This is a genomic window from Rheinheimera faecalis (assembly GCF_021290965.1).
Lineage (GTDB): Bacteria > Pseudomonadota > Gammaproteobacteria > Enterobacterales > Alteromonadaceae > Pararheinheimera > Pararheinheimera faecalis.
This window is the reverse complement of record NZ_JAJOYT010000008.1, coordinates 84,658-105,292: the sequence shown is the minus strand read 5'-3', so window position 1 is coordinate 105,292 and position 20,635 is coordinate 84,658. Positions and strand designations below refer to the sequence as shown.

Genomic DNA, 20,635 nt, shown 5'->3' with positions numbered 1-20,635 from the left:
ATCCACACTGTCAAAGCCATTCCGCTAATAAAGGTAATTTCTCTAATAATTTGAAAGGGTTTTGTTCAGTTAAATGACTGTGATCCGGTTTATCTCCTGTTGCAAGGAAAATTGCATCGTAATCCGGTGCCAGCAACTGGTAAAAAAACGCAATAAAGTCTTTCAGGCTCAATTGTTCCAAAGCTAGTTCTATCTGCTCGTTTAAATCAAACTGATGATCTCCCTGGCCTATCGCCAGCCACAAGCGTTTGGCCCTGGCGCCTAAGCTGCTGTCACGCTCTTTTATTTGAGTAGCGAGACCTTGTTTCATCTGCACAAACTCTTCTTCATCCAGTTCTTCCAGTTCGGACAGAAAGTTTTTATAAAAAGCCAAAGTGGCTTTATACAAATCGGCGCAGGAGGCTGCAGGGCTTTGAATATAAAAAGCGATGCCGGGCAGCAGGTTCATAGGCACATAACCTGTACCCACCAGGTAACCCAATTGCTGTTCGGTGCGCAGCACATGGAAATATTCAGGTGAGAGTAAATGATTGGCCAGCATAAAAAGCGCCATATCCACAGGTTGTTTTTGCCGTGACGGCAAATAAATCACCAGCGCCTGATCGCTGTGTTCAACCGGAACCTTAACCCAGACCGGACCTATACCCTGCGTATTGTAACGCTGGCGGGGTAAGGCTTCGCCCTGGTTCTGCTCTGAAAGCCAACCTTTTAATGCCTGACTTAACTGAGTAGCATCCGAAGCCTGCCAATTGCCAACCATAAAGGCATCCAGATGCACTTGTTGCAATAATTGATGGTGAAACTGAATAAAATCGCTGTAGCTCTGTTGTTGCAGGGCCTCTGCCAGTTGGTCGATATCCGGATTTAACGGTTGCAGTAAAGAAGACAATTGGCTAAAGAGTTTGGACACTGGTTTATTTTTGCTGTGGTTTTGCCAATGCCGGATCAACTGACGTTTAATTTCATCAAAACGTTGTTCATCAAACTGACAAAAGGCCATCTGAGCCAGTAAATCAGCCACTAATTTAATCTGATTGCCTGCCAAACCACTGCTGTGCAAGCTAATGCCATTGTGCTGCACATGCAAATGGTAGGTTAAACCTGCTGTAGTGGCGGCATAAAAACTTTCGTTGATCTGATCCTGAAACAATTCCAGCCATAAACGACTACTTGCCATTTGTGTCACAGACCGGATGCAATTGGGCAAATTCAACTGAACAAAAATATGACCTTTTGGTGTTTTAAAGTCAGTGTCGGCTTTAAACCACAACTTAAAGCCAGGGTCTTGCACCAGAAGTTGTGGTTTGGCCATATGGTCAGCATCAGCCAATAAACTCAGCTCTGTCACCAGATAAGGGTTACTTTGCGGCAGATGGTTGCCTTCTGGCACCTTCGCCTGCAGGTAATTATCGATCCGGCTTTGTTCCAGAGGTTGCACACTATAAGGAGTCTGGTACCAGCGGGCTTCACGGTTGGCTTGGATGTCCGGGGCAATAAACATCACCCTCATATTGTCGGGACGGAAATGCCCCAGCAATTCACGGTAAAGCTGCTCTGGTGGTACATCCATGCGGTAGTCACCATAGACATAATCATCGACCGGATAATGCTGCATATTGACTGACAAATCGCAGGCGCCTTGCAAGGCAGTGCTGGGCTCCTGATATAAGTAGCTCCATTGCACTAAACGCTGACGCTCCAGAAACAAATGCTCTGGAAATGGCGACTGCCGTAGTAAGTGCAACTGACCAAACATAGCCTCTAAAATCTGCTCTTTGGCAAACACGCCTTGCTCTGTTAGCTCAAACGACAAGGTGAAATCTTTATAGTTGCTGCCGTCTATACCACCACCGGCGCTTAGCTGGTTCACCCAGCCCTGGTCTTTTAAATAAGCTAATAAAGAACCGGAGCCTTCATCGCCTAACAAATGCGCCAAAAAGGAAATTAGCTTGTATTTGTACCAGGGCTGGATATCGGGTAAGGCGAAACTGGCGACCAGACGCTGGCTGAATTTGTGTGGGGCTATATCCAGTTGTAAGGCCTGATGTTCAGCCAGGTATAAAGGTTCTGACAAAGGGGCTTTGGCACAGACATGATTCGGCAAAGCAGCAAAATACTGATGCACCAGCTGTTCCAGTTGCTGCAGCGGTAAAGGCGACACCAGACACAAGGTCATACGGCGCGCGCCATAATGGCTATCAAAAAATTGCTGCACTGCTTGTTGTAGACTTTGTTCTGGTGTGTCACACAAGGTCAGTAAATTACCGACTGAAAACTTAGCAAAAGGGTGGGCCGGATTGACCGTTTCTTTGTGCACCTGATAAATACGTCTGCTGTCATCTTTAAGTTTTAAAGAAAATTCAGCTTCAATAGCCTGACGTTCTTTTTCAATATAATCGGCGTGAAACAGCGGCGCACGGAACATATCGGCAAACCTGTCCAAAGCCTGTTCAAAGTAGTCGGTATCTATATCAAAGAAAAAACTACTATGTTCAGTGCCCGTCCAGGCGTTGTGGCTGCCACCATGATGATTGATAAAATGCTGGTACTCGCCAGCGTCTGGATATTTTTCAGTGCCTAAAAACAGCATATGCTCAAGAAAGTGTGCCAAACCTTGGCGTTCTGCCGGATCGTCAAAGTGTCCGACGTTGACCGTCAGCGCAGCGGCACTTTTTTCTGCGTCTTGTTGATGCACTAAGAGTACAGGCAGATCGTTCGATAAGGTCAGCGCCAAATACTGGCGCTTATCGTTAGGGCTTTGCATTAACTGGCTTTTTTTCAATTTATGCCTCGTGACGGGAACCCTGAAAATACGGAATGCGAGGGTTCATCATAGCGATTAGGAATATAGTAACGCAATTTTATGCTTTATTAGCAGTTACTGTCGGCATTAACTTTCATTATCATAGCGCACTCTTTTCGCGAGCGTCGCGAAGTTGTAACTGGTAGCAACAATGGTTAATTTGGTTATTATGCGGCACGGTGAAGCTGAACCGCAGTACTTGAGCGACAGTGAACGACAATTAACAGCAGCAGGTCAGGCCGAAGTCAGTCAAATGGCTGAGTGGCTGCATCACCACTATAGTGCATTTGATCAGATTTTCTCCAGCCCTTATCGCAGGACTCAGCAAACCGCCGCACTTTTAGTGCAAAAAGGGCTGACAGCCCAAGCTGTTGAACTGAATACGGATCTGGTCCCTGAGGGAAATTCGCAGCTGGTGGTCGATTTTCTCGATACGCTTTACGCTGAAAATCCGCACGCCAAAATTTTATTGGTTTCTCATATGCCATTGGTGAGCTTTTTAGTCGAAGCTTTTACCCGTAGTGGCCAGACCCCAATTTTTGATACTGCTGGTGTGGCTTGTATTGATTACCATCAACACAGAGGTGTGTTATTGGAATATGCCTGTCCCAGTTTGATCCATCTTGTTAAGTCGGTGTCTTAAGCAACACCAATAAAGCACCATCCCGGCCCCATTCTGTTGGGGCTGTATGAAAAGCCCGGACATTAGGGTGTTGCACCAGCCAATTTGGCACTCGTTTTGCCAGAATGCCCAAACCTTTACCATGCACCACACAAGCGCAGTTAAAATGTTGTTGCTCGCAATAAGCCAATAAACCAGCCAGTTCGGTTTTGGCTTGTTGTTGGGTTAAACCATGTAAATCCAGCACCACGGCAGGGCGGAATTCGCCACGTTTCAGTTGCCTGGCTAAGGTTGGATCGTCTCCGCTCTGCACAAAAGCCAAAGTTGAGCTTTCGCTGAAAAAACCTTCGTACTGGTCTGAAAAGTAAAACAAATGGCTATCTGGACTGCTATTTGTTAAAGTGGCCGCCATTCTGACCTTGCCGGGTTGGCGGGCAAAAGGTATCTTGTCCTGCTGCAAGGGGCGTGCGCCTGTTACCGAGTCACGGAACAGCTGTTTTTCATCATCTGGAAGATCTGGAACTGGTGTTTTTTTTCGCATGCCCGAAGTCTAACCAATCACTAGAGTAAAACACAATGACAGAGCATCAAAGCAGCCATCTGACTGCGGAAATTATCGACGAAGCTATCCGCGAGCTGCATTCCATCCATGACTGGTTACGCTGGTCTGTCAGCCAGTTTAATAAAGCCCATATCTATTTTGGCCACGGCACCGACAATCCATGGGATGAAGCCGCCTTGTTGCTGGCTCATAGTCTGGATATGGCGCGTATTACTGAAAACCTGTTGCCGCTGCGTATGACCAGCTCTGAAGCCAAAGTTTTTTGTGATTTGTTACTGCAACGTATTGAACAACGTATTCCGGCCGCTTATTTAACTCAGCAAGCCTTTTTCTGTGGCTTAAGCTTTTATGTGGATGAGCGGGTGTTAGTGCCACGTTCTCCTATAGGCGAGCTGATTAGCCGAAGCTTTGAGCCCTGGTTTAAAGAACATGAACCGGCGCGTATTTTGGATTTGTGCACAGGGTCTGGTTGTATTGCTATTGCCTGCGCTAAACAGTTTCCGAATGCCGAAGTGGATGCGCTGGATATCAGCGAAGATGCATTGGATGTGGCGATATTTAATATCGAGCAGCATGAGCTGGAGCATCAGGTGTTTCCTATGCTGTCTGATGGCTATAACGCCATTAAAGGCCAGACCTACGATTTGATTGTGACTAATCCGCCTTATGTGGATGCAGAAGATATGGCCGACTTGCCGGATGAATACCATCACGAGCCTGAATTAGGTTTGGCTTCTGGCCATGATGGTCTGGAGCTGACCCGCCGTATTCTGGCGCAAGCCGCAGAGCATTTAAACGACGGTGGCTGGCTGATTTGTGAAGTAGGCAACAGCATGGTCGCACTGCAAGAGCTGTATCCGGATTTACCATTGCAATGGCTGGAATTTGAACGTGGTGGTTTAGGTGTATTTGCCATCAGCAAAACCGATTTGGTGAAACATCAGGATAGTTTGGAAGCCTAGTTTAGAAACATAGGTTAGAAGCATAATTTAGAAGCTTAATTTTCAGAAAATACAAAGATACGCAGAGGTGAAGGATGTCGGGTAATTCTATAGGCCAACTCTTTAAAGTGACCACCTTTGGTGAAAGCCATGGCCCGGCCATTGGTGGCATAGTGGATGGTTTGCCGCCCGGCTTAAAGCTCGATCTGGAACAAATTCAGCTTGAGCTGGACAGACGCAAACCCGGCACTTCACGCTACACCACAGCACGTCGCGAAGACGATATCGTCAAAATTTTATCTGGTGTGTTTGAAGGCTATAGCACAGGCGCGTCTATTGGTTTACTGATTGAAAATACCGATCAGCGCTCACAAGATTATTCCGCTATTAAAGACTTGTTCCGGCCTGGTCATGCGGATTACACCTACTGGCATAAATTTGGTATTCGTGATTACCGTGGGGGTGGACGTTCATCCGCCCGTGAAACTGCGGTTCGTGTGGCCGCTGGGGCTATTGCCAAGCAGTACTTAAAAGCCAAGTTTGGTATCGAAATCCGTGGTTATCTGGCACAGCTTGGCCCAATCAAAGCGCAAAAGCTGGATTGGGATCAGGTCGAGCAAAACGCCTTTTTCTGCCCTGATGTTGATGTGCTTGAGCAGTTAGATGAGTACATGCGTCAACTGAAAAAAGACGGTGACTCAGTCGGTGCCCGCATTAATGTCGTGGCGTCCGGTGTGCCTGTGGGGTGGGGAGAGCCTGTGTTTGACCGGATTGATGCAGATATAGCCCACGCCATGATGAGTATCAATGCAGTTAAAGCCGTCGAAATTGGTGATGGTTTTGCTGTGGTCGAGCAACGTGGTTCTACCCATCGCGATGAACTGCGCTTAGCTGGCTTTAGTGCTAACCATGCAGGTGGCACTTTAGGTGGTATTAGCTCAGGTCAGGATATTAATGTCAGCATTGCGTTAAAACCAACGTCCAGTATCAGCATTCCTGGTAAAACTATTACCACCAGCGGTGAAGAAACAGAAATGATCACCAAAGGCCGCCACGATCCTTGTGTCGGCATTCGTGCAGTGCCTATTGCTGAGGCGATGCTGGCGATAGTGCTGATGGATCATTTCCTGCGTCACAGAGCACAAAATGCAGATGTGATAGTAACGACACCAGATATAGCCCGACAGCCGTAACGCTTTGGGATAGAATAGAAACGTCGCTTTATGCGGCGTTTTGTTTTTGTACATCGCGGTGATGTGCTTTTAATTTTGTAGTGGAAATCTGATGAAACTTGCCACCACCCCAGCCCTGGGACTTGCTTATTTTGCGTATTTTGCTGTGTTGGGCATTTTTGTACCTTACCTACCCATGTTTCTCGATGGCCGCGGTTTTAATTCTCACGATATTGGCTTGCTGCTGGCGATAGTCACCACCACTCGTATTATTGGCCCTAGTCTGTGGGCTATGGTGGTGGAGCGTAAAGGCGATCCAATCAGCGTCATGCGCTTTGGTGCTGTGCTGGCATCCATTGGTTGGTTAAGCAGCTATGTTGATCTGGGTTATTGGCCTTTGGTATTTGGTCTTGGTTTATTCAGCTTATTCTGGACTGCGATTTTGCCGCAGCTGGAAGTCAGTGCTTTTCATTATCTGAATAATGACAGCAGCGTTTATGGTCGGGTCCGCAGTTTTGGCAGTGTGGGCTACATAGTGGTCGTCATGCTGGGGGGGTTGTTGTTGCAGTATTTTGGCTCCGAATTTTTACCTTGGGGCGCCACTGTGTTTTTGGCTCTGCTGCTTGGTACTTTGTTTTTATTACCCTCTTTTACGATGAAAAACACCGAAGGGCAGCAGTCTATACGTTTTCGCACCTTATTTAAGCACCCGGTGTTTTTGCGTTTTATGGCAGCGACTTTTTTAATGCAAATCAGTTTTGCGCCTTTTTACGGTTTCTTTATTTTGTATTGCCGCGACTTAGGCTACAGCGGTGTCACCTCTGGTTTGATGATAGCGCTGGCTGTGCTGGCGGAAATTATCGCGTTTTTTTATGCAGGCAAAGTGCTGAACCGCTTTAGCTACCGTGTACTACTGACCTTTTGTTACGGCCTCACTATAGTGCGCTGGCTTATTGTGGCTTATCTGGCAGAGCACTGGTACTGGCTGGCTTTTAGTATGTTATTTCACGCCGCTAGTTTTGCCCTGGCGCACAGCTGCGCTATGCAGTTTATTCAGAGCTTTTTTGCACCAGCGCAGCGCAGCCGTGGTCAAGCCTTATATGCTGGTGTGGTCTACGGCGGCGGTGGTGCTATAGGCGCTTATTGTGCTGGCGTATTATGGGCTGACGGACCAGGCGCTACTTTAACTTTTGTCAGTGCTGCAGTGGCGGCTTTAGGCGCCACCTTAATGGCCTTTTCTTTGCCAAAAACCTTGCGACAACAGCAAAACCTTTAGTGCAGTATTGAGTTCCCGCTGGGCATTGCAGGCTTAAAAGGCTACAATGCGGCGTTTTTTTTACGCTGTAGAGGGTGTTGTGGCCAGTCTGTTTCGTTTAGGTTTAATTATCAATCCTGTAGCCGGAGTAGGTGGTGCTGTTGCGCTTAAAGGCAGCGATGGCGTAGTGGAACAAGCTCTGGCATTAGGGGCTGTGCCTCAGGCGCAGAATAAAACTGCTTTAGCCTTAGAACAGCTGTTGCCTCTGAAAGAACAGCTACAAATACTGACGGTTGCTGGTGCTATGGGTGCTGATTTATTGGCATCTTTAGGCTTTCACTTTCAGATTTGTTATACACCAGGATCCAGCCACACCTCTGCCGAAGATACAGAACAAGCAGCTGCTGCCATCGCAGAGCAGGGCGTAGATTTATTGTTATTTGCCGGTGGCGATGGCACAGCCCGCAATATCTGCGCTGCTGTTGGTGAACGCGCTACTGTGCTTGGTGTGCCAGCAGGGTGCAAAATTCACTCTGGTGTTTATGCCATCAGCCCATCGGCAGCTGGCAAAGTCATAGCTCAGTTGGTCAAAGGCGAATTAGTCACCTTAACTGAAGCCGCTGTGATGGATATAGACGAAACCGCTTTTCGCCAAGGCATAGTGCGCGCTAAACGTTTTGGCGAAATGCGTATTCCAGCCGAGCTTCGTTATATCCAAAGTGTGAAAAACGGTGGTAAAGAGTCTGAAGAGCTGGTGCTGGATGATTTAGCGGCTTATATAGCCAGCTCCATGGACGATGATGTGCGTTACGTGATGGGCTCGGGCTCCACTGTAGCTGCCGTGATGAAAGAACTGGATTTACCCAATACCTTATTAGGTGTAGATGTGGTTGAAAATGGCCAGCTGATTGCGTCCGATGTCACAGCCACAGAATTGCTGGCGCTGGTGCAGGATTATCCAAGCAAGCTGGTGATCACCTTAATAGGGGGGCAGGGCCATGTGTTTGGCCGGGGTAATCAGCAGTTAAGTCCTGCTGTTATTCGCGCTGTGGGCCGCGCTAATATTTGTTTAGTGGCGACCAAAACTAAACTACAGCAACTCGAAGGCCGGCCTTTATTGGCCGATACCGGGGACGCAAGCCTTGATCAGCAATTGCAGGGCCTGATCCCTGTGCTGGTCGGTTACAACGATTATGTGATGTACAGACTAGGTCTGGAGGAGTAAAAATGCAGGACGTTCAGGCCTATATTCAGCAGGTTGCCCAGTTTTTAGATGCCATGGTGCAAAAAGCCAGTGATGATGAATTATTTGCCGGTGGTTATTTGCGTGGCCATTTTGATTTAGCTGTAGGTCGTTTAGAACTGACTGAACAGCAATTTGAGCGCTCTGAGCTTGCGGCTTCTGTACAACAAAGTTTAGATCTGGCTATTGCAGGTGGTGAACTGACAGAGCAGGATCAACACTTAGTGTTAGGTCTATGGCAGCAGCTACAACAACTTTCGTGATCTGATGATGCATCAGGTTGAAACTGAAGCCGAATTTGATTTGCGCTTCTACAACGCGCTTTGTGCGCCAAACTACAAGTGAACTTTATGTCTACTAAATTTACCAGCTTAGAGCAACACGCCAGTTATGGCATAGGTCTGCAAATGGGTCAGCAACTGGCTGATAACCCGTTTGACGGTTTAGACATTCTGGCTGTAGCCGCAGGTTTAGCTGCGGCTTTCCAGGGTGACGAACCAGAAGTATCTGAACAGCAAATTGGCGCTGCATTCCAGGTGATCAGCCAGCGTATGCAGGAACAACAGGAAGAACAAGCTAAAGCTTTAGCTGGTGCTGGTGAAGCTTTCCTGGCTGAAAATGCGAAAAAACCAGGCGTGACAGTCACTGCCTCTGGTTTACAGTACGAAGTATTAGTACAAGGTGAAGGCGAGAAGCCAACTAAGGCTTCTACAGTGCGCACGCATTACCATGGCACTTTAATTGACGGTACTGTGTTTGACAGCTCGTATGATCGTGGCCAGCCAGCTGAATTCCCTGTCTCTGGCGTGATTGCCGGCTGGACTGAAGCGTTGCAGCTGATGCCTGTTGGCACTAAATTACGTTTAACTATCCCACACAATCTGGCTTACGGCGAGCGTGGCGCTGGTGGCAAAATTGCTCCATTCAGCACTTTAGTCTTTGACGTAGAACTGTTAGCTATCGTTGGTTAATAGCTCGTTTTATAAAGAAAAAGGAGCCTGTGGGCTCCTTTTTCTTTAGTCGTATGGATTGTATTTTTTCTTCTTAAACTGGCTGAAAATTAACATCAGTGACAGCAGGGTATAAACCACAAAAATAACGCGAGTCCAGACTGGCATGGACAGATCCATAAAACGCCAGGCTATATCACCACACATACCTGTTGGATTAAATACTTCCGGAAACCATTTATCTAAAGGCAAACCCAGTGGAAACTCAGGAAACAAACTGCAGGTATATAAGCCGCCGGACTGCACCAGTTCCTCTACACCTATGTGTTCCTGGGTGATCATAAAACCCCAGACGGAACTTGCCGCAAAAGTGAATAAAGCTATCCAGCGCAATAAACCATTGGTTGGAGAGATTAACGCTATCAGGGCTGCTAAAATCACACCTGTTAATGCCGCTCTGGCGTAAACACATAACATGCAAGGTTGTAAATTCATCTGATATTGAAAGTACAACGCCAGACCTAACAACACCGTGGCTGACAGAGCTAAGACGAGCCATGCCGATCGTTGTTTTGACCATTTTGCCAGACTGGATAACATTCGGATCCCTTTGTTTGATAAAACAAAACTATAAGTCGGTCAATCTAAGGCAAAAACAGTTGAAAGACAACCCACAGCGCGCTGAACAGCTATTTTTAATCCATAGCTTGTTAACTGCTTTGTCTCTGGTACAATCAGTGCCATTTATCTGACATTATAATAATGACAACGGGCCCCTCCGCATGACTATGAATTTAATTAAAGCACAAAGCCCAGCTGGTTTTGCTGAAGAATATATTGTTGAATCTATCTGGAATGGCAAGTTTGCCCCAGGTTCCATTCTGCCGGCTGAGCGTGAATTGTCAGAGCTGATTGGGGTCACACGTACGACGTTACGTGAAGTATTGCAGCGTCTGGCCCGTGATGGCTGGCTGACTATTCAGCATGGCAAACCAACCAAAGTAAATAACTTCTGGGAAACCTCAGGTTTAAATATTCTGGAAACGCTGGCTCGTTTAGATGAAGAGCGTATGCCGGAATTAGTAGACGAGCTGCTGTCAGCCCGCACCAATATCAGCGCTATCTATATTCGTGGTGCCATCAAAACTCATAAAGACCAGGTGATTGCTTCTTTTGCTGGTGCTGAAGATTTAGCGGATACAGCAGAAGCCTTTGCTGCTTTTGATTACAACCTGAACCATGAAATGGCACTGCATTCATCGAATCGTATTTATGTGCTGATTTTAAATGGCTTCCGTGGCTTGTATAACAAAATAGCGCGTTTTTACTTTTCATCGCCTGAAGCCCGTGAGCTGGCTCGTCAGTATTACAATCAACTGAAGCAATACGCTGAAGCTGGTAAACATGACGAAGTGGTGTTTGCTGTGCGTAAGTACGGTAAAGAAAGTGGCAAAATCTGGGCTGGTTTACGCTCTCAAATTCCAAAAGATTTGATCGAATAATTTAAAACCGCCGAAAGGCGGTTTTTGTTTTTTGCATCCATGCAAAAAACTCCTGCGGAGCCTGCTCAAGCAGTCCAAAAACATTCCTGATGTTTTTGTATTCGCCGCCATTTAACAAAGCCTAGCCTTGTCACAGCAGTTGCGGCTGGTTATTATATTGCTATATATAATATAACCTTTAGTTATATGGGGCGATCCATGCAAAAGCCTGACATCCGGCCACAAGAAATTTATCTGGATAATAATGCTACCACTGCTGTATTAAGCTGTGCCGCAGAAGCTGTGCAACACACCATGCAGCAGTGTTTTGGTAATCCAAGCAGTAGTCACAGCACTGGTATTAAAGCCAAAGTCGAGCTGGAAAATACCAGGCAATTGGCTCGTCAACTGATTGGTGCTGGTTCTGGCGATATCGTCTTTACCTCTGGTGCAACTGAAGGTATTCAGAGTTCCATTTTCTCCGCGTTGTTGCATGCCCGCCTGTCTGGAAAAACCGGACCAGCCTTTAGCTTGTTGTACGGCGCTACTGAACACAAAGCCGTGCCTCAGAGTCTGGAACACTGGAATCATGTATTGCAGCTGGGCGCCACCATTAAAGCTATTCCTGTGGATCAGCATGGCCTGCTGGATTTTGAGTTTATCCGTGCTGAATTACCCACTAGCTTGTTGATTTGCACTATGGCTGCGAATAATGAAACGGGCGTCAAGCAGGATTTAACCGCTTTGCAGCAGCTTATTCGCGCTGTATCGCCGCAGGTACTGTGGATGGTGGACTGCGTACAGGCGCTTGGCAAAATGCCATTACAGCTTGAACAGATGACCATAGACTACGCACCTTTTAGTGGTCATAAGCTTTATGCGCCAAAAGGTATTGGTTTTTTATATGTACGTAAGGGGAGTCCTTATCAGCCGTTGTTGGCAGGCGGCGGGCAGGAGAGCGGCTTACGTTCCGGCACTGAGAACTTGCCCGGTATTGCGGCTTTGCAGGCTATTTTCCAACAACTGAAATTAAAAGAAGGGTCGGTATTTCAGTCTGAGCAACAACTTTGGACTTACCGTGATCAACTGCTGTCCGCATTACGTCAGGTTTTTCCTGATTTAGTTCTGAACAGCGACAAGCCTTACATAGTGCCAACCACCATCAATTTTTCTGTGCCGGGTTTTGCCAGCAAAGATATTATGGATTTGTTTGATGCAGCAGGTATTCGTGTCAGCTCGGGTTCGGCCTGCAGCTCTAAAATCCCGACCAGCTTTGTGCTGAATGCGATGGGCTTGCCGCTGTGGCGCAGCCAGGGCGCTATTCGTTTATCCTTTGGCCCTGCGATGACTGTGGATGAGTGTCAGCGGGCTTGTCAGGCTATTTTGGCATTAAAAACTGTGGTGAACTCTTGTTGTTTGGTATTAAGTGACGCCAGCAGCACAGAGCTTCAGCCTGTGACTGGTTTAGTGCAGTTAAAACAAGAAGATTTATGCAGTTATTTATTGGTATCTGCTGATACGTCGGAAGTCATCATTATCGATGCTGTGTTGCCTTTGGCCAGCCGTATTGCGCAGTTAGTGCAGGGGCACCAGTTTAAAGTCCGGGCTATTCTGGATACCCATTTACATAAAGATCATCCTTCAGCACGACCTGAACTGGTGACTTTATTGGCTGATTTAATGGTTCCTGTACATACCAATGTACTGGGTTGGCCTCTGAACGAAACCAGGTTGCCAATGGGGGCTTATCAGTTGGAAACTCTGGCCACACCTGGCCATAGTCCTGAAGCTGTGACTATTCTGGTCAAACAGCAGCAACAGCAAAAATTCGCTTTTGTTGGTGATTTTATTTTACCCGGTGGCACAGGGCGCCTCGATTTAGCTGGTGGCGATAGTCAGGAGTTCCGCCGCAGCTTACGAACCTTAAGTCAGCAGCTTGCCCCTCAAACTTTGTTGTTATCCAGCCATGACTATGCTCAGCGTTTTTTCACCCGCTGGGATCTGATGCTGCAGGAACAACCTGCACTGCAGCAGGTGCTCCATACAGAAGATACGCCAGAGCTGTGGCTGAGCGAATTGCAACGTCAGACTGACTGGCTGCAACAGCAATCCGGGCATTTTTGTGGTGTAGTGGAGGTCTGTGCTTCTGATGCGACCGCTGTGATTGATAAACATCAGATCGCCGCATTGATACAACAGCACCCACACTTACAAATTTGGGATGTACGCGAACCTCATGAACAAGCTGCTGGCGCTTTATCTGTGTATTTACCTGACTTAGTTTGTAAGGAAGTTCCTTTGTCTGCGCTGGTGCAGCAGGTTGCTGATCAACAAACAGCAACGCCTCAACCTCTGTTACTGGTTTGTCGGTCTGGTAATCGCAGTTTATTGGCGGCAAAGGTGCTTAACAGGGCAGGGTTTGAGCTGGTTTTTAACCTCAAAGGCGGCGTTGCGCTTTTAGCCTGAACCAATATTTTTCGTACTTAGCTTCGGCAGATAGACGGGCGACCATAAAGGTCGCCCCTTGTATGCGCCTGTTTAGTAAAACAGATGCTGCAATGGGTTTAATAACCGCGTTAAGCCTTTTTTAAACTTCAATGGCGCAGTTAAAACTGACAAACACAAACAATCTTCACTCATGGTGCGTGGCGTGTGCGTATGATCCGGCGTGTTAATCAATAAATCACCTTCGCCATAACAGCCTACCTCATCATAGATTTTACCTTTGAGTACCAAAGTGATTTCCAGACCTAAGTGAGTGTGCTGCGGTACTTCGCTGTCTTTGCGGATATAAAGTAAAGACACATTATGCTGATCTTCACCAGCCAGTTTGGCTGTGCTAATGCCACCTAAATTGAACCACTTCAGCTTGTTTTGCAGTAATGGTTTTAGTGAGGCTGGTAATAAGATTTCGCTATTCTGAATTTGCACAGCAAAAGGCTGACGTTTTGCCATTTTTGCTGCCACTTCAGGTTGAGCCGTAATAAAATCCAGCATCTGTTGCCAATCTGTTTCAGTGCTTTGCTCTTCAGGTAAGCTTACCAAAGCAGCTCCGGCTTCAGCTTCTAAATCCATTTTTATCCGTTGACAATGTGGGCACAGATCCAGATGCGCAGCTATAGCCAGACTTAATTCAGGGGCCAGACTGGCTTCAATATATTGTTCCAGCAATTCCAGCGCCGGGTGATGTTTAACTGCGTGGATCATCAATGGCCTCTCTTAATCTGTCTAGCGCCAAACGAATACGGGATTTTACTGTACCTAACGGGATAGACAGTTCTTCCGATACTTCCTGGTGCGATTTCTCTTCTAAATACACTTTTTCCATCACGTCACGTTGTGCCGCAGGCAGCTTGGCAAAATGGGGGGCTACCTTTTCTGCCAGTAACCACAAATCCCATTCGTTGCTGTCTGTGCCTTCCTGCTCCGGGTAATCACCGTCAAAAAACAGATCGTCTGCGCTCAACTCATCTTTGCGGCTTTGTTTTTTACGCAACATATCAAAACGTACGTTACGGGCTATGGTGAAAATCCAGGTCGAAGCACAGCCGCGGCTGGCGTCAAAAAGCCGGGCTTTTTGCCAGACATTCAACATAGTATCCTGCACCATCTCCATGGCCTGTTGCTCGTTACCAAACATTTTCAGACCAAAAGCCTTTAGCCGTGGCGCAAAATAGCTAAATAATTGCGAGTAGGCTTGTTTATCGCGGTCTACTGCAATAAAAGTTAAAGCTTGTTCCCACTGTGCATTGTCTTGGGGTTGTACTGACATAGATCCTTGAATACCGGCCCTTTGATAATTCCTGCCATCATGCCTTTGAACTGATGTTGGATCCAACATTATTCCAATCCTGTCTGTATCGTTTGTTAGATGCTTAGTTTTACGCGGCCGCTTGAGCTTTAGATTGGTTCAAAAAATAGAAAGGTTTGTGTGATTTATTCTGATTTATTGTCTAAAAAATTATAGTTATTCTGTCATTACTAACTCGACAGGAGAAATTACCATGGCACATGTATTAGTAATCAATAGTTCTTTAAGCGGCGACAAAGGTCAATCGACTCAGTTAAGCCAACAGTTTTTAGCTTCATTACCAGCAGGTTTTACTACTGAAACTCTGGACCTGGTACAAGATAGCTTTACTCACTTAACCATGACAGAAATTGGCGCCTGGATGACTCCAGAGTCGGACCGTACTGATGAACAGAAAGCTTTAGCTGCTTTATCAGACGACGCCATTGCTCAAATTCAGAAGGCTGACGCTATTGTTATTGGCGTACCTATGTACAACTTCGGTGTACCAAGCCAGTTAAAAGCTTATTTCGACCGTTTGGCTCGCGCTGGTATTACCTTTAAATACACTGAAACAGGCCCTGTAGGTCTGTTACAAGACAAGCCGGTGTTTATTTTTGCAACCCGTGGTGGTTTATATCAGGGCACGTCAGCAGACTCACAAACTCCGTTTGTCAGTGCTTTCCTGAACTTCATCGGTTTAAAAGATTTAAACTTTATCTACGCTGAAGGCTTAAATATGGGCCCGGAAAGCGCAGAGAAAGCTTTAACTGCTGCAAAAGCCCGTATTGCTGAATTAGCGCCAGCTGTAGCTGCCTAATAGCAAAACCCGCTTTTTCCTCTGAAGGCATCCTCCTTCCTGCAAGCTTTGGCCACTTTCTTAAGTGGCCTTTTTTCTTTATGTTAACTTTTCTGTTGTTATTTAAAGACTTTATGTAGTTAAGGTTTTGTATCTGCTGCGCTTCTGAATTATGCTAGGTAAAACTTATGCCTCAGGGAGAGCAAGCTTTGGCAACTATTCAATCTCAACATAAATGGCGTTTTTTCCGATCTGGCGGTTTTGATCAAGTCGCTTTGGATTCAGCAGCAGACTTGCAGCACTTACACGAACTGGATCCAAAACTCTGGACAGTGCTGAACTGTCCTACCACAGGACTTGAATTTGATCACCGAACTGCAGCCTTATTAGATGCAGATGGAGATGGTCAAATCCGCGTGCCAGAAATTCTTGCCGCAGTGCGCTGGTGCTGTGAGCGTTTGCAAGACGCGGAAATTATGTTTCAAGCACCGGGTTTACCACTGGCCGTTATCCATGATCAGGATGCTGAAGGTGCGAACCTCAAAGCTGCTGCGCTTCGTGTGCTCGAAATTACCGGTAAAACTGAAACAGACTCACTACAGGTTGCCGATTTGGCTGATATGACGCTGCTGTTTTCTCCGCATCATTTTAATGGTGACGGCGTGGTGATGGCTGAATTGACCTCTGATGCTGAACTGGCACAACTGATCTCTGAAATTATTCAGACTCAGGGGGGGCAACCGGATCGCAGCGGTGGTGAAGGTATTCACAGCGACAGTCTGAATGCGTTTTATCAACAGGCCGTAGCTGTAGTGGAGTGGCATGCCGCCGGAGGTTCTGACGATCTGCTGTTTAGCCCTTTAGGTGATAAAACCGCTGAAGCTGTTGCTGCTTTTGATGCTGTGAAAGCCAAGGTAGATGATTTTTTTGTCCGTTGTCAGCTGGCAGCTTTTGACAATCGGGCCACAGATGCACTCAACCCTGCGGTTGCTGTGTATGAGCTATTAAATAATAAGGCCATCAGTAGCAGCGATATGGATGTGGCCGCTTTACCTTTAGCTGCTATTACGGCTGGGCAGTCCTTGCCGCTGGGTGATGGAGTTAACCCGGCTTGGACCAGCGCTATCACAGCTTTTAAACAACTGGTGGTAGAACCTTTATTGGGAGCAAAAGGCAAACATAAAGCCGGGCATTTAACTGCAGAGCAGTGGCAGCAGATTTGTGAACAGTTAGAGCCATGGCGTTTGTGGCAAGCAGCTAAACCTGATACCAGAGTGCATCAACTGGAGCTGAGCCGTTTGCAGGATATTGTCGCCGGTGATGGCAAAGAACGTCTGGAAGCGCTTATTGCTCAGGACATTGCGGCCTCTACTTTTGCCGATAATGTCGATGCTGTGGAACGTCTGGTGCGCTATCAGCGCGATTTAGTCACTTTGCTGCGTAACTTTGTGTCGTTAAGTGATTTTTACCAACGTAAACACAAAGCTATTTTTCAAATCGGTACCTTGTATCTGGATCAGCGCAGCTGCGAGCTGGTGCTCAAAGTTTCTGATATGGCGCGTCATGGCACTATGGCACCTTTTAGTGGCTGTTATCTGGTGTACTGCACCTGTGAGCGACAAGGCGAAGCCCCATTACAGATAGTGGCCGCCCTGACAGCTGGTGATGTGGACGAACTCATGGTGCCAGGCAGAAACGGTGTGTTTTACGACCGACAAGGCAGGGACTGGCGCGCTATGGTCACCAAAGTGGTGGTCCAGCCTGTCAGTATTGGTCAGGCCTTCTGGTCTCCCTATAAAAGAGTGGCCGCTTTTATTGAAGCCCAGTTGCAGAAGTTCGCAGCCTCACGCGATAAGGACATCGAGGCAAAAACAACCACTGGTGTCACTACAGCGACTGTGCCAACTCCGGCTGTAGCTCCAGGGGCAACAGCTGCCGCAGCTGGTTTTGATATCGCTAAATTTGCCGGTATTTTTGCCGCTTTAGGTTTAGCTGTAGGCGCTATTGGTACTGCGTTGGCGGCTGTGATGGCCGGACTTTTTTCGCTGGTCTGGTGGCAAATTCCGTTGGTTGTTGTTGGAGTGTTGCTGCTGATTTCAGGACCTTCAATGCTGATGGCATTTTTGACCCTGCGTCGCCGAAACCTTGGGCCGTTGCTGGATGCCAATGGCTGGGCCGTGAATACCAGGGCAAAAATTAATGTGCCTTTTGGTGCCGCTTTAACTGGCTTAGCCCGTCTGCCAGCAGGAGCAAAACGCAGTTTAGCCGACCCTTTTGCTGAGAAAAAACGGCCGTGGGGCAGCCTGCTGATTTTGTTACTGGTTTTAATAACCGCTGGTCTATTCTGGTGGTTCAGACTGAACTAAAAGCCAGTTGATACAAAGCCTGCGAAGCTATTTCGCAGGCTGTTTCTCACCACAACTTACCCACTTATCGCCTGCCAGCCACCATTAAACCTAAGCAGTAATAGCAGCTCTTGGTCTTTTGCTGATTTCTTTGTATAAAGAGCTTACAACCACCACTAAAAAAGAACATCAATGAAAACAAAACCATGGTTCATAGCGGCCTTTGTCGCAGCAAGTTTTATTGGTTCTGCTATTGCAGCTGAACCTCAAACCTATCAGCTCACGCCCGTCAGTGTCAAAGCACCTGAAAATGCAGCCCATGCGCCTTTTACTATGGAGCAGATTATGGCGCATCCGGATTGGTTAGGCCGTCCGGCAGAAGGGGCCTTTTGGGCAGATAGCAACAGTCAGTTGTATTTTCAGCAAAAACGTCAGGGTTCAGAAATCCGTGACTGGTATAGCTTAAAGGCAGAGCAGGGCGCTGTTGCGGCCGCAGTGCCTATGGCGGACTGGCATTTAATGGGTTCCGCACAGACAGTCTATAGCGAGAATGGTAAATCTCTGGCTTATCTGTTTGAAGGCAATGTCTTTGTTAAACATCAGGGCAAGTTAACCCAGGTGACCCGCAGCTCGACCCGTTATGACGAAGTGCAGTTTTTAGCCGACGGTCGTCTGGCATTCCGCTCTGGCTGGACTTATCAGGTACTGGATTTGAATAGCGGCGCTGTGACTGAACTGGTTAGTTTAAAAAATGCCGATAAGCCTGCAGCACCTAAAGTGGGTGAAACTTATATGGCGCAGGAACAACACAAACTGATTGAGTTTGTTGCCCTGACCCATAAAAACAAAACGGAGCAATTTAAACAACAAGAGTTGCTGGCGTCGCAAAACCCTGCGCTGGCAACGCCTGCTGTCTATCTGGATAAAACGAAGCGTATAGCTTCAGCCAGTTTGTCACCCAAAGGCGATATGTTACTGGTTGCTTTGGCGGATAAGAGTGAATGGCGCGATAAAACCGACATTATGCCGAACTACATTACAGCATCAGGTGATATAGCAGCAGAAGAAGTGCGTCGTCGTGTTGCCGATCAAAAACCTCAATCGCAGCAGCTGTTTTTAGTGGATGTAAAAACCCAACAAGCAACAGAGCTGAAATACGACACTTTGCCAGGTTTTGATGAAGATGTATTGGCTGACGTAAAAGCTGAAAATGCTAAAGCTCAAGGTAAAACCTACCAGTCGAAAAAGGCGCCTCGCGCTATCGAATTGATTAACGATTGGAGCTGGAACCAGTCGGCAATTCAATGGCATAACTCAGGTTCACAGGTTGCTGTGATGCTCAAAGCCTGGGACAACAAAGACCGTTGGCTGGCGACTGTCGATTTTGCTAAAAAGCGTTTGGTTAGTCAGCACCGTTTGCATGACGATGCCTGGATCAATTACAGCTTCAATGACTTTGGCTGGTTAAGCCAAAAAGAGACCTTGTATTACCTGTCTGAAGAGTCAGGTTATGCACATTTGTATGTCAAGCCATTAAAAGGCGAAGCGAAAAAACTGACTGCCGGTACTTTTGAAGTCAGCAACCCTCATTTAAGTAAAAACGATCAATACCTGTATTTTAAAGGCAACATGAGCCACCCAGGTATTTACGAAATTTACCGTGTTGCTTTAAGCTCTGGCCAACTGGAGCAAATGACCGCCTTAAAAGGTGCAGCCGACTATCAGTTATCGCCGGATGAACAAAAGCTGTTGCTGACCTGGTCAAACTCTGTGACACCGCCAGAATTATACCTGATGGACAACAAGCCAAAAGCCAAAGTAACCCGCTTAACTTATACCGCTTCAAAAGAACTGACTGCATTAAATCTGGTAGCGCCACAAGTGATAGCTGTGCCAAGCAGTCATGGTAAACAGCCGGTATTTGCTAAGTTGTATTTGCCAAAAGATTATCAACAAGGCGAAAAACGCCGCGCTGTTATTTTTAACCACGGTGCTGGTTATCTGCAAAACAGTGATTTGGGCTGGTCTGGTTACTTCCGTGAGTATCTGTTCCACAACCTGCTGATCCAAAAAGGTTATGTGGTACTGGATATGGATTACCGTGCATCAAAAGGTTACGGCCGTGACTGGCGCACAGCGATTTACCGTCAAATGGGCACGCCAGAAACTCAGGATTTAGTGGATGGCGTTAAATACCTGGTAGCCAATGCTCATGTCGATGAAAAGCGGGTTGGAACTTATGGTGGGTCTTATGGTGGTTTTATGACCTTTATGGCGCTGTTCACTGAACCTGATTTATTCCAGGCTGGTGCGGCCTTGCGTCCTGTGGGTGACTGGGCTTATTACAACCATGGCTATACCTCAAATATTCTGAATACACCTGATGTAGACCCTATCGCCTATCGTCGCAGCTCACCGATTTACTTCACAGAAGGCTTAAAAGGCAAGTTGTTGATTAATGCGCCAATGGTTGATGACAACGTCTTCTTCCAGGATACAGTGCGGGTGGTGCAGCGTTTAATTGAGCATGAAAATGCCAATTTCGAAACTGCGATTTATCCGGTAGAACCACATGGTTTCCGTCAGCCAAGCAGTTGGCTGGATGAATATAAACGTATCTTCCGTTTATTCGAGCAAGAGCTGTAATTCGTTGATCCGAATGCTTGTGCGAT

At 47.0% G+C, this 20,635-nt stretch carries 17 protein-coding genes; 12 read left to right on the top strand and 5 right to left on the bottom strand.

Annotated elements, in window-relative coordinates; all coding sequences use genetic code 11:
* Window positions 1-10: 10 nt before the first annotated feature.
* Complete coding sequence (locus LSG34_RS14325) at window positions 11-2,782, bottom strand: insulinase family protein (protein ID WP_233009777.1); 2,772 nt, start codon at window positions 2,780-2,782, stop codon at window positions 11-13.
* A gap of 172 nt (window positions 2,783-2,954) precedes the next feature.
* Between LSG34_RS14325 and sixA the strand changes: the two genes are divergently transcribed.
* A complete protein-coding gene (sixA, locus tag LSG34_RS14320; protein ID WP_233009776.1) occupies window positions 2,955-3,446 on the top strand; it encodes a phosphohistidine phosphatase SixA in 492 nt (163 codons plus the stop codon).
* On the opposite strand, the gene smrB is transcribed toward sixA, so the two are convergent.
* A complete protein-coding gene (gene smrB, locus LSG34_RS14315) occupies window positions 3,430-3,966 on the bottom strand; it encodes an endonuclease SmrB (protein ID WP_233009775.1) in 537 nt (178 codons plus the stop codon). The two genes, sixA and smrB, sit on opposite strands and share 17 nt — an antisense overlap.
* A 35-nt stretch (window positions 3,967-4,001) precedes the next feature.
* Here smrB and prmB point away from each other — a divergent pair, with 35 nt between their 5' ends.
* From prmB to LSG34_RS14285, 6 genes are all read left to right on the top strand, one after another.
* Window positions 4,002-4,949: a 50S ribosomal protein L3 N(5)-glutamine methyltransferase gene (gene prmB / locus LSG34_RS14310; RefSeq protein WP_233009774.1), complete on the top strand. Its 948-nt coding sequence runs from the start codon at window positions 4,002-4,004 to the stop codon at window positions 4,947-4,949.
* Window positions 4,950-5,023: 74 nt separating this feature from the next.
* The gene (gene aroC / locus LSG34_RS14305; RefSeq protein WP_233009773.1) at window positions 5,024-6,121 is read left to right on the top strand and encodes a chorismate synthase; all 1,098 of its coding nucleotides are present in this window, start codon (window positions 5,024-5,026) and stop codon (window positions 6,119-6,121) included.
* Between the two features lie 91 nt (window positions 6,122-6,212).
* Window positions 6,213-7,376, top strand: a complete 1,164-nt coding sequence (locus LSG34_RS14300; protein ID WP_233009772.1) for an MFS transporter — start codon at window positions 6,213-6,215, stop codon at window positions 7,374-7,376.
* 79 nt (window positions 7,377-7,455) lie between these two features.
* On the top strand, window positions 7,456-8,580 hold the full coding sequence (locus tag LSG34_RS14295; RefSeq protein ID WP_233009771.1) for an ATP-NAD kinase family protein: 1,125 nt from the start codon (window positions 7,456-7,458) through the stop codon (window positions 8,578-8,580).
* Between the two features lie 2 nt (window positions 8,581-8,582).
* On the top strand, window positions 8,583-8,861 hold the full coding sequence (locus LSG34_RS14290; protein ID WP_233009770.1) for a YfcL family protein: 279 nt from the start codon (window positions 8,583-8,585) through the stop codon (window positions 8,859-8,861).
* An 87-nt stretch (window positions 8,862-8,948) separates the two neighbouring features.
* Window positions 8,949-9,569 carry an FKBP-type peptidyl-prolyl cis-trans isomerase gene (locus LSG34_RS14285; protein ID WP_233009769.1) on the top strand — a complete coding sequence of 207 codons (621 nt, stop codon included), beginning with the start codon at window positions 8,949-8,951 and terminating at the stop codon, window positions 9,567-9,569.
* A gap of 45 nt (window positions 9,570-9,614) precedes the next feature.
* Here the strand turns inward: LSG34_RS14285 and dsbB are convergent, their stop codons facing one another.
* Window positions 9,615-10,148 (bottom strand): disulfide bond formation protein DsbB, encoded by a 534-nt coding sequence (gene dsbB, locus LSG34_RS14280; RefSeq protein ID WP_233009768.1) that lies wholly within the window; start codon window positions 10,146-10,148, stop codon window positions 9,615-9,617.
* A gap of 182 nt (window positions 10,149-10,330) precedes the next feature.
* On the opposite strand from dsbB, the gene fadR reads away from it, so the two are divergent.
* Window positions 10,331-11,050 carry a fatty acid metabolism transcriptional regulator FadR gene (gene fadR, locus LSG34_RS14275; protein WP_127023810.1) on the top strand — a complete coding sequence of 240 codons (720 nt, stop codon included), beginning with the start codon at window positions 10,331-10,333 and terminating at the stop codon, window positions 11,048-11,050.
* Window positions 11,051-11,248: 198 nt separating this feature from the next.
* Window positions 11,249-13,495: an aminotransferase class V-fold PLP-dependent enzyme gene (locus LSG34_RS14270; RefSeq protein WP_233009767.1), complete on the top strand. Its 2,247-nt coding sequence runs from the start codon at window positions 11,249-11,251 to the stop codon at window positions 13,493-13,495.
* Window positions 13,496-13,567: 72 nt separating this feature from the next.
* On the opposite strand, the gene LSG34_RS14265 is transcribed toward LSG34_RS14270, so the two are convergent.
* Window positions 13,568-14,236: a ChrR family anti-sigma-E factor gene (locus LSG34_RS14265; protein ID WP_233009766.1), complete on the bottom strand. Its 669-nt coding sequence runs from the start codon at window positions 14,234-14,236 to the stop codon at window positions 13,568-13,570.
* Window positions 14,220-14,801, bottom strand: a complete 582-nt coding sequence (locus tag LSG34_RS14260) for a sigma-70 family RNA polymerase sigma factor (protein WP_233009765.1) — start codon at window positions 14,799-14,801, stop codon at window positions 14,220-14,222. The genes LSG34_RS14265 and LSG34_RS14260 overlap by 17 nt, the downstream gene beginning before the upstream one ends.
* Window positions 14,802-15,033: 232 nt before the next feature.
* Here LSG34_RS14260 and LSG34_RS14255 point away from each other — a divergent pair, with 232 nt between their 5' ends.
* From LSG34_RS14255 to LSG34_RS14245, 3 genes are all read left to right on the top strand, one after another.
* Window positions 15,034-15,639 carry an FMN-dependent NADH-azoreductase gene (locus LSG34_RS14255; protein WP_233009764.1) on the top strand — a complete coding sequence of 202 codons (606 nt, stop codon included), beginning with the start codon at window positions 15,034-15,036 and terminating at the stop codon, window positions 15,637-15,639.
* A 188-nt stretch (window positions 15,640-15,827) separates the two neighbouring features.
* On the top strand, window positions 15,828-17,984 hold the full coding sequence (locus LSG34_RS14250; protein WP_233009763.1) for a hypothetical protein: 2,157 nt from the start codon (window positions 15,828-15,830) through the stop codon (window positions 17,982-17,984).
* Window positions 17,985-18,155: 171 nt separating this feature from the next.
* A complete protein-coding gene (locus LSG34_RS14245; RefSeq protein WP_233009762.1) occupies window positions 18,156-20,609 on the top strand; it encodes a S9 family peptidase in 2,454 nt (817 codons plus the stop codon).
* Window positions 20,610-20,635 lie beyond the last annotated feature (26 nt).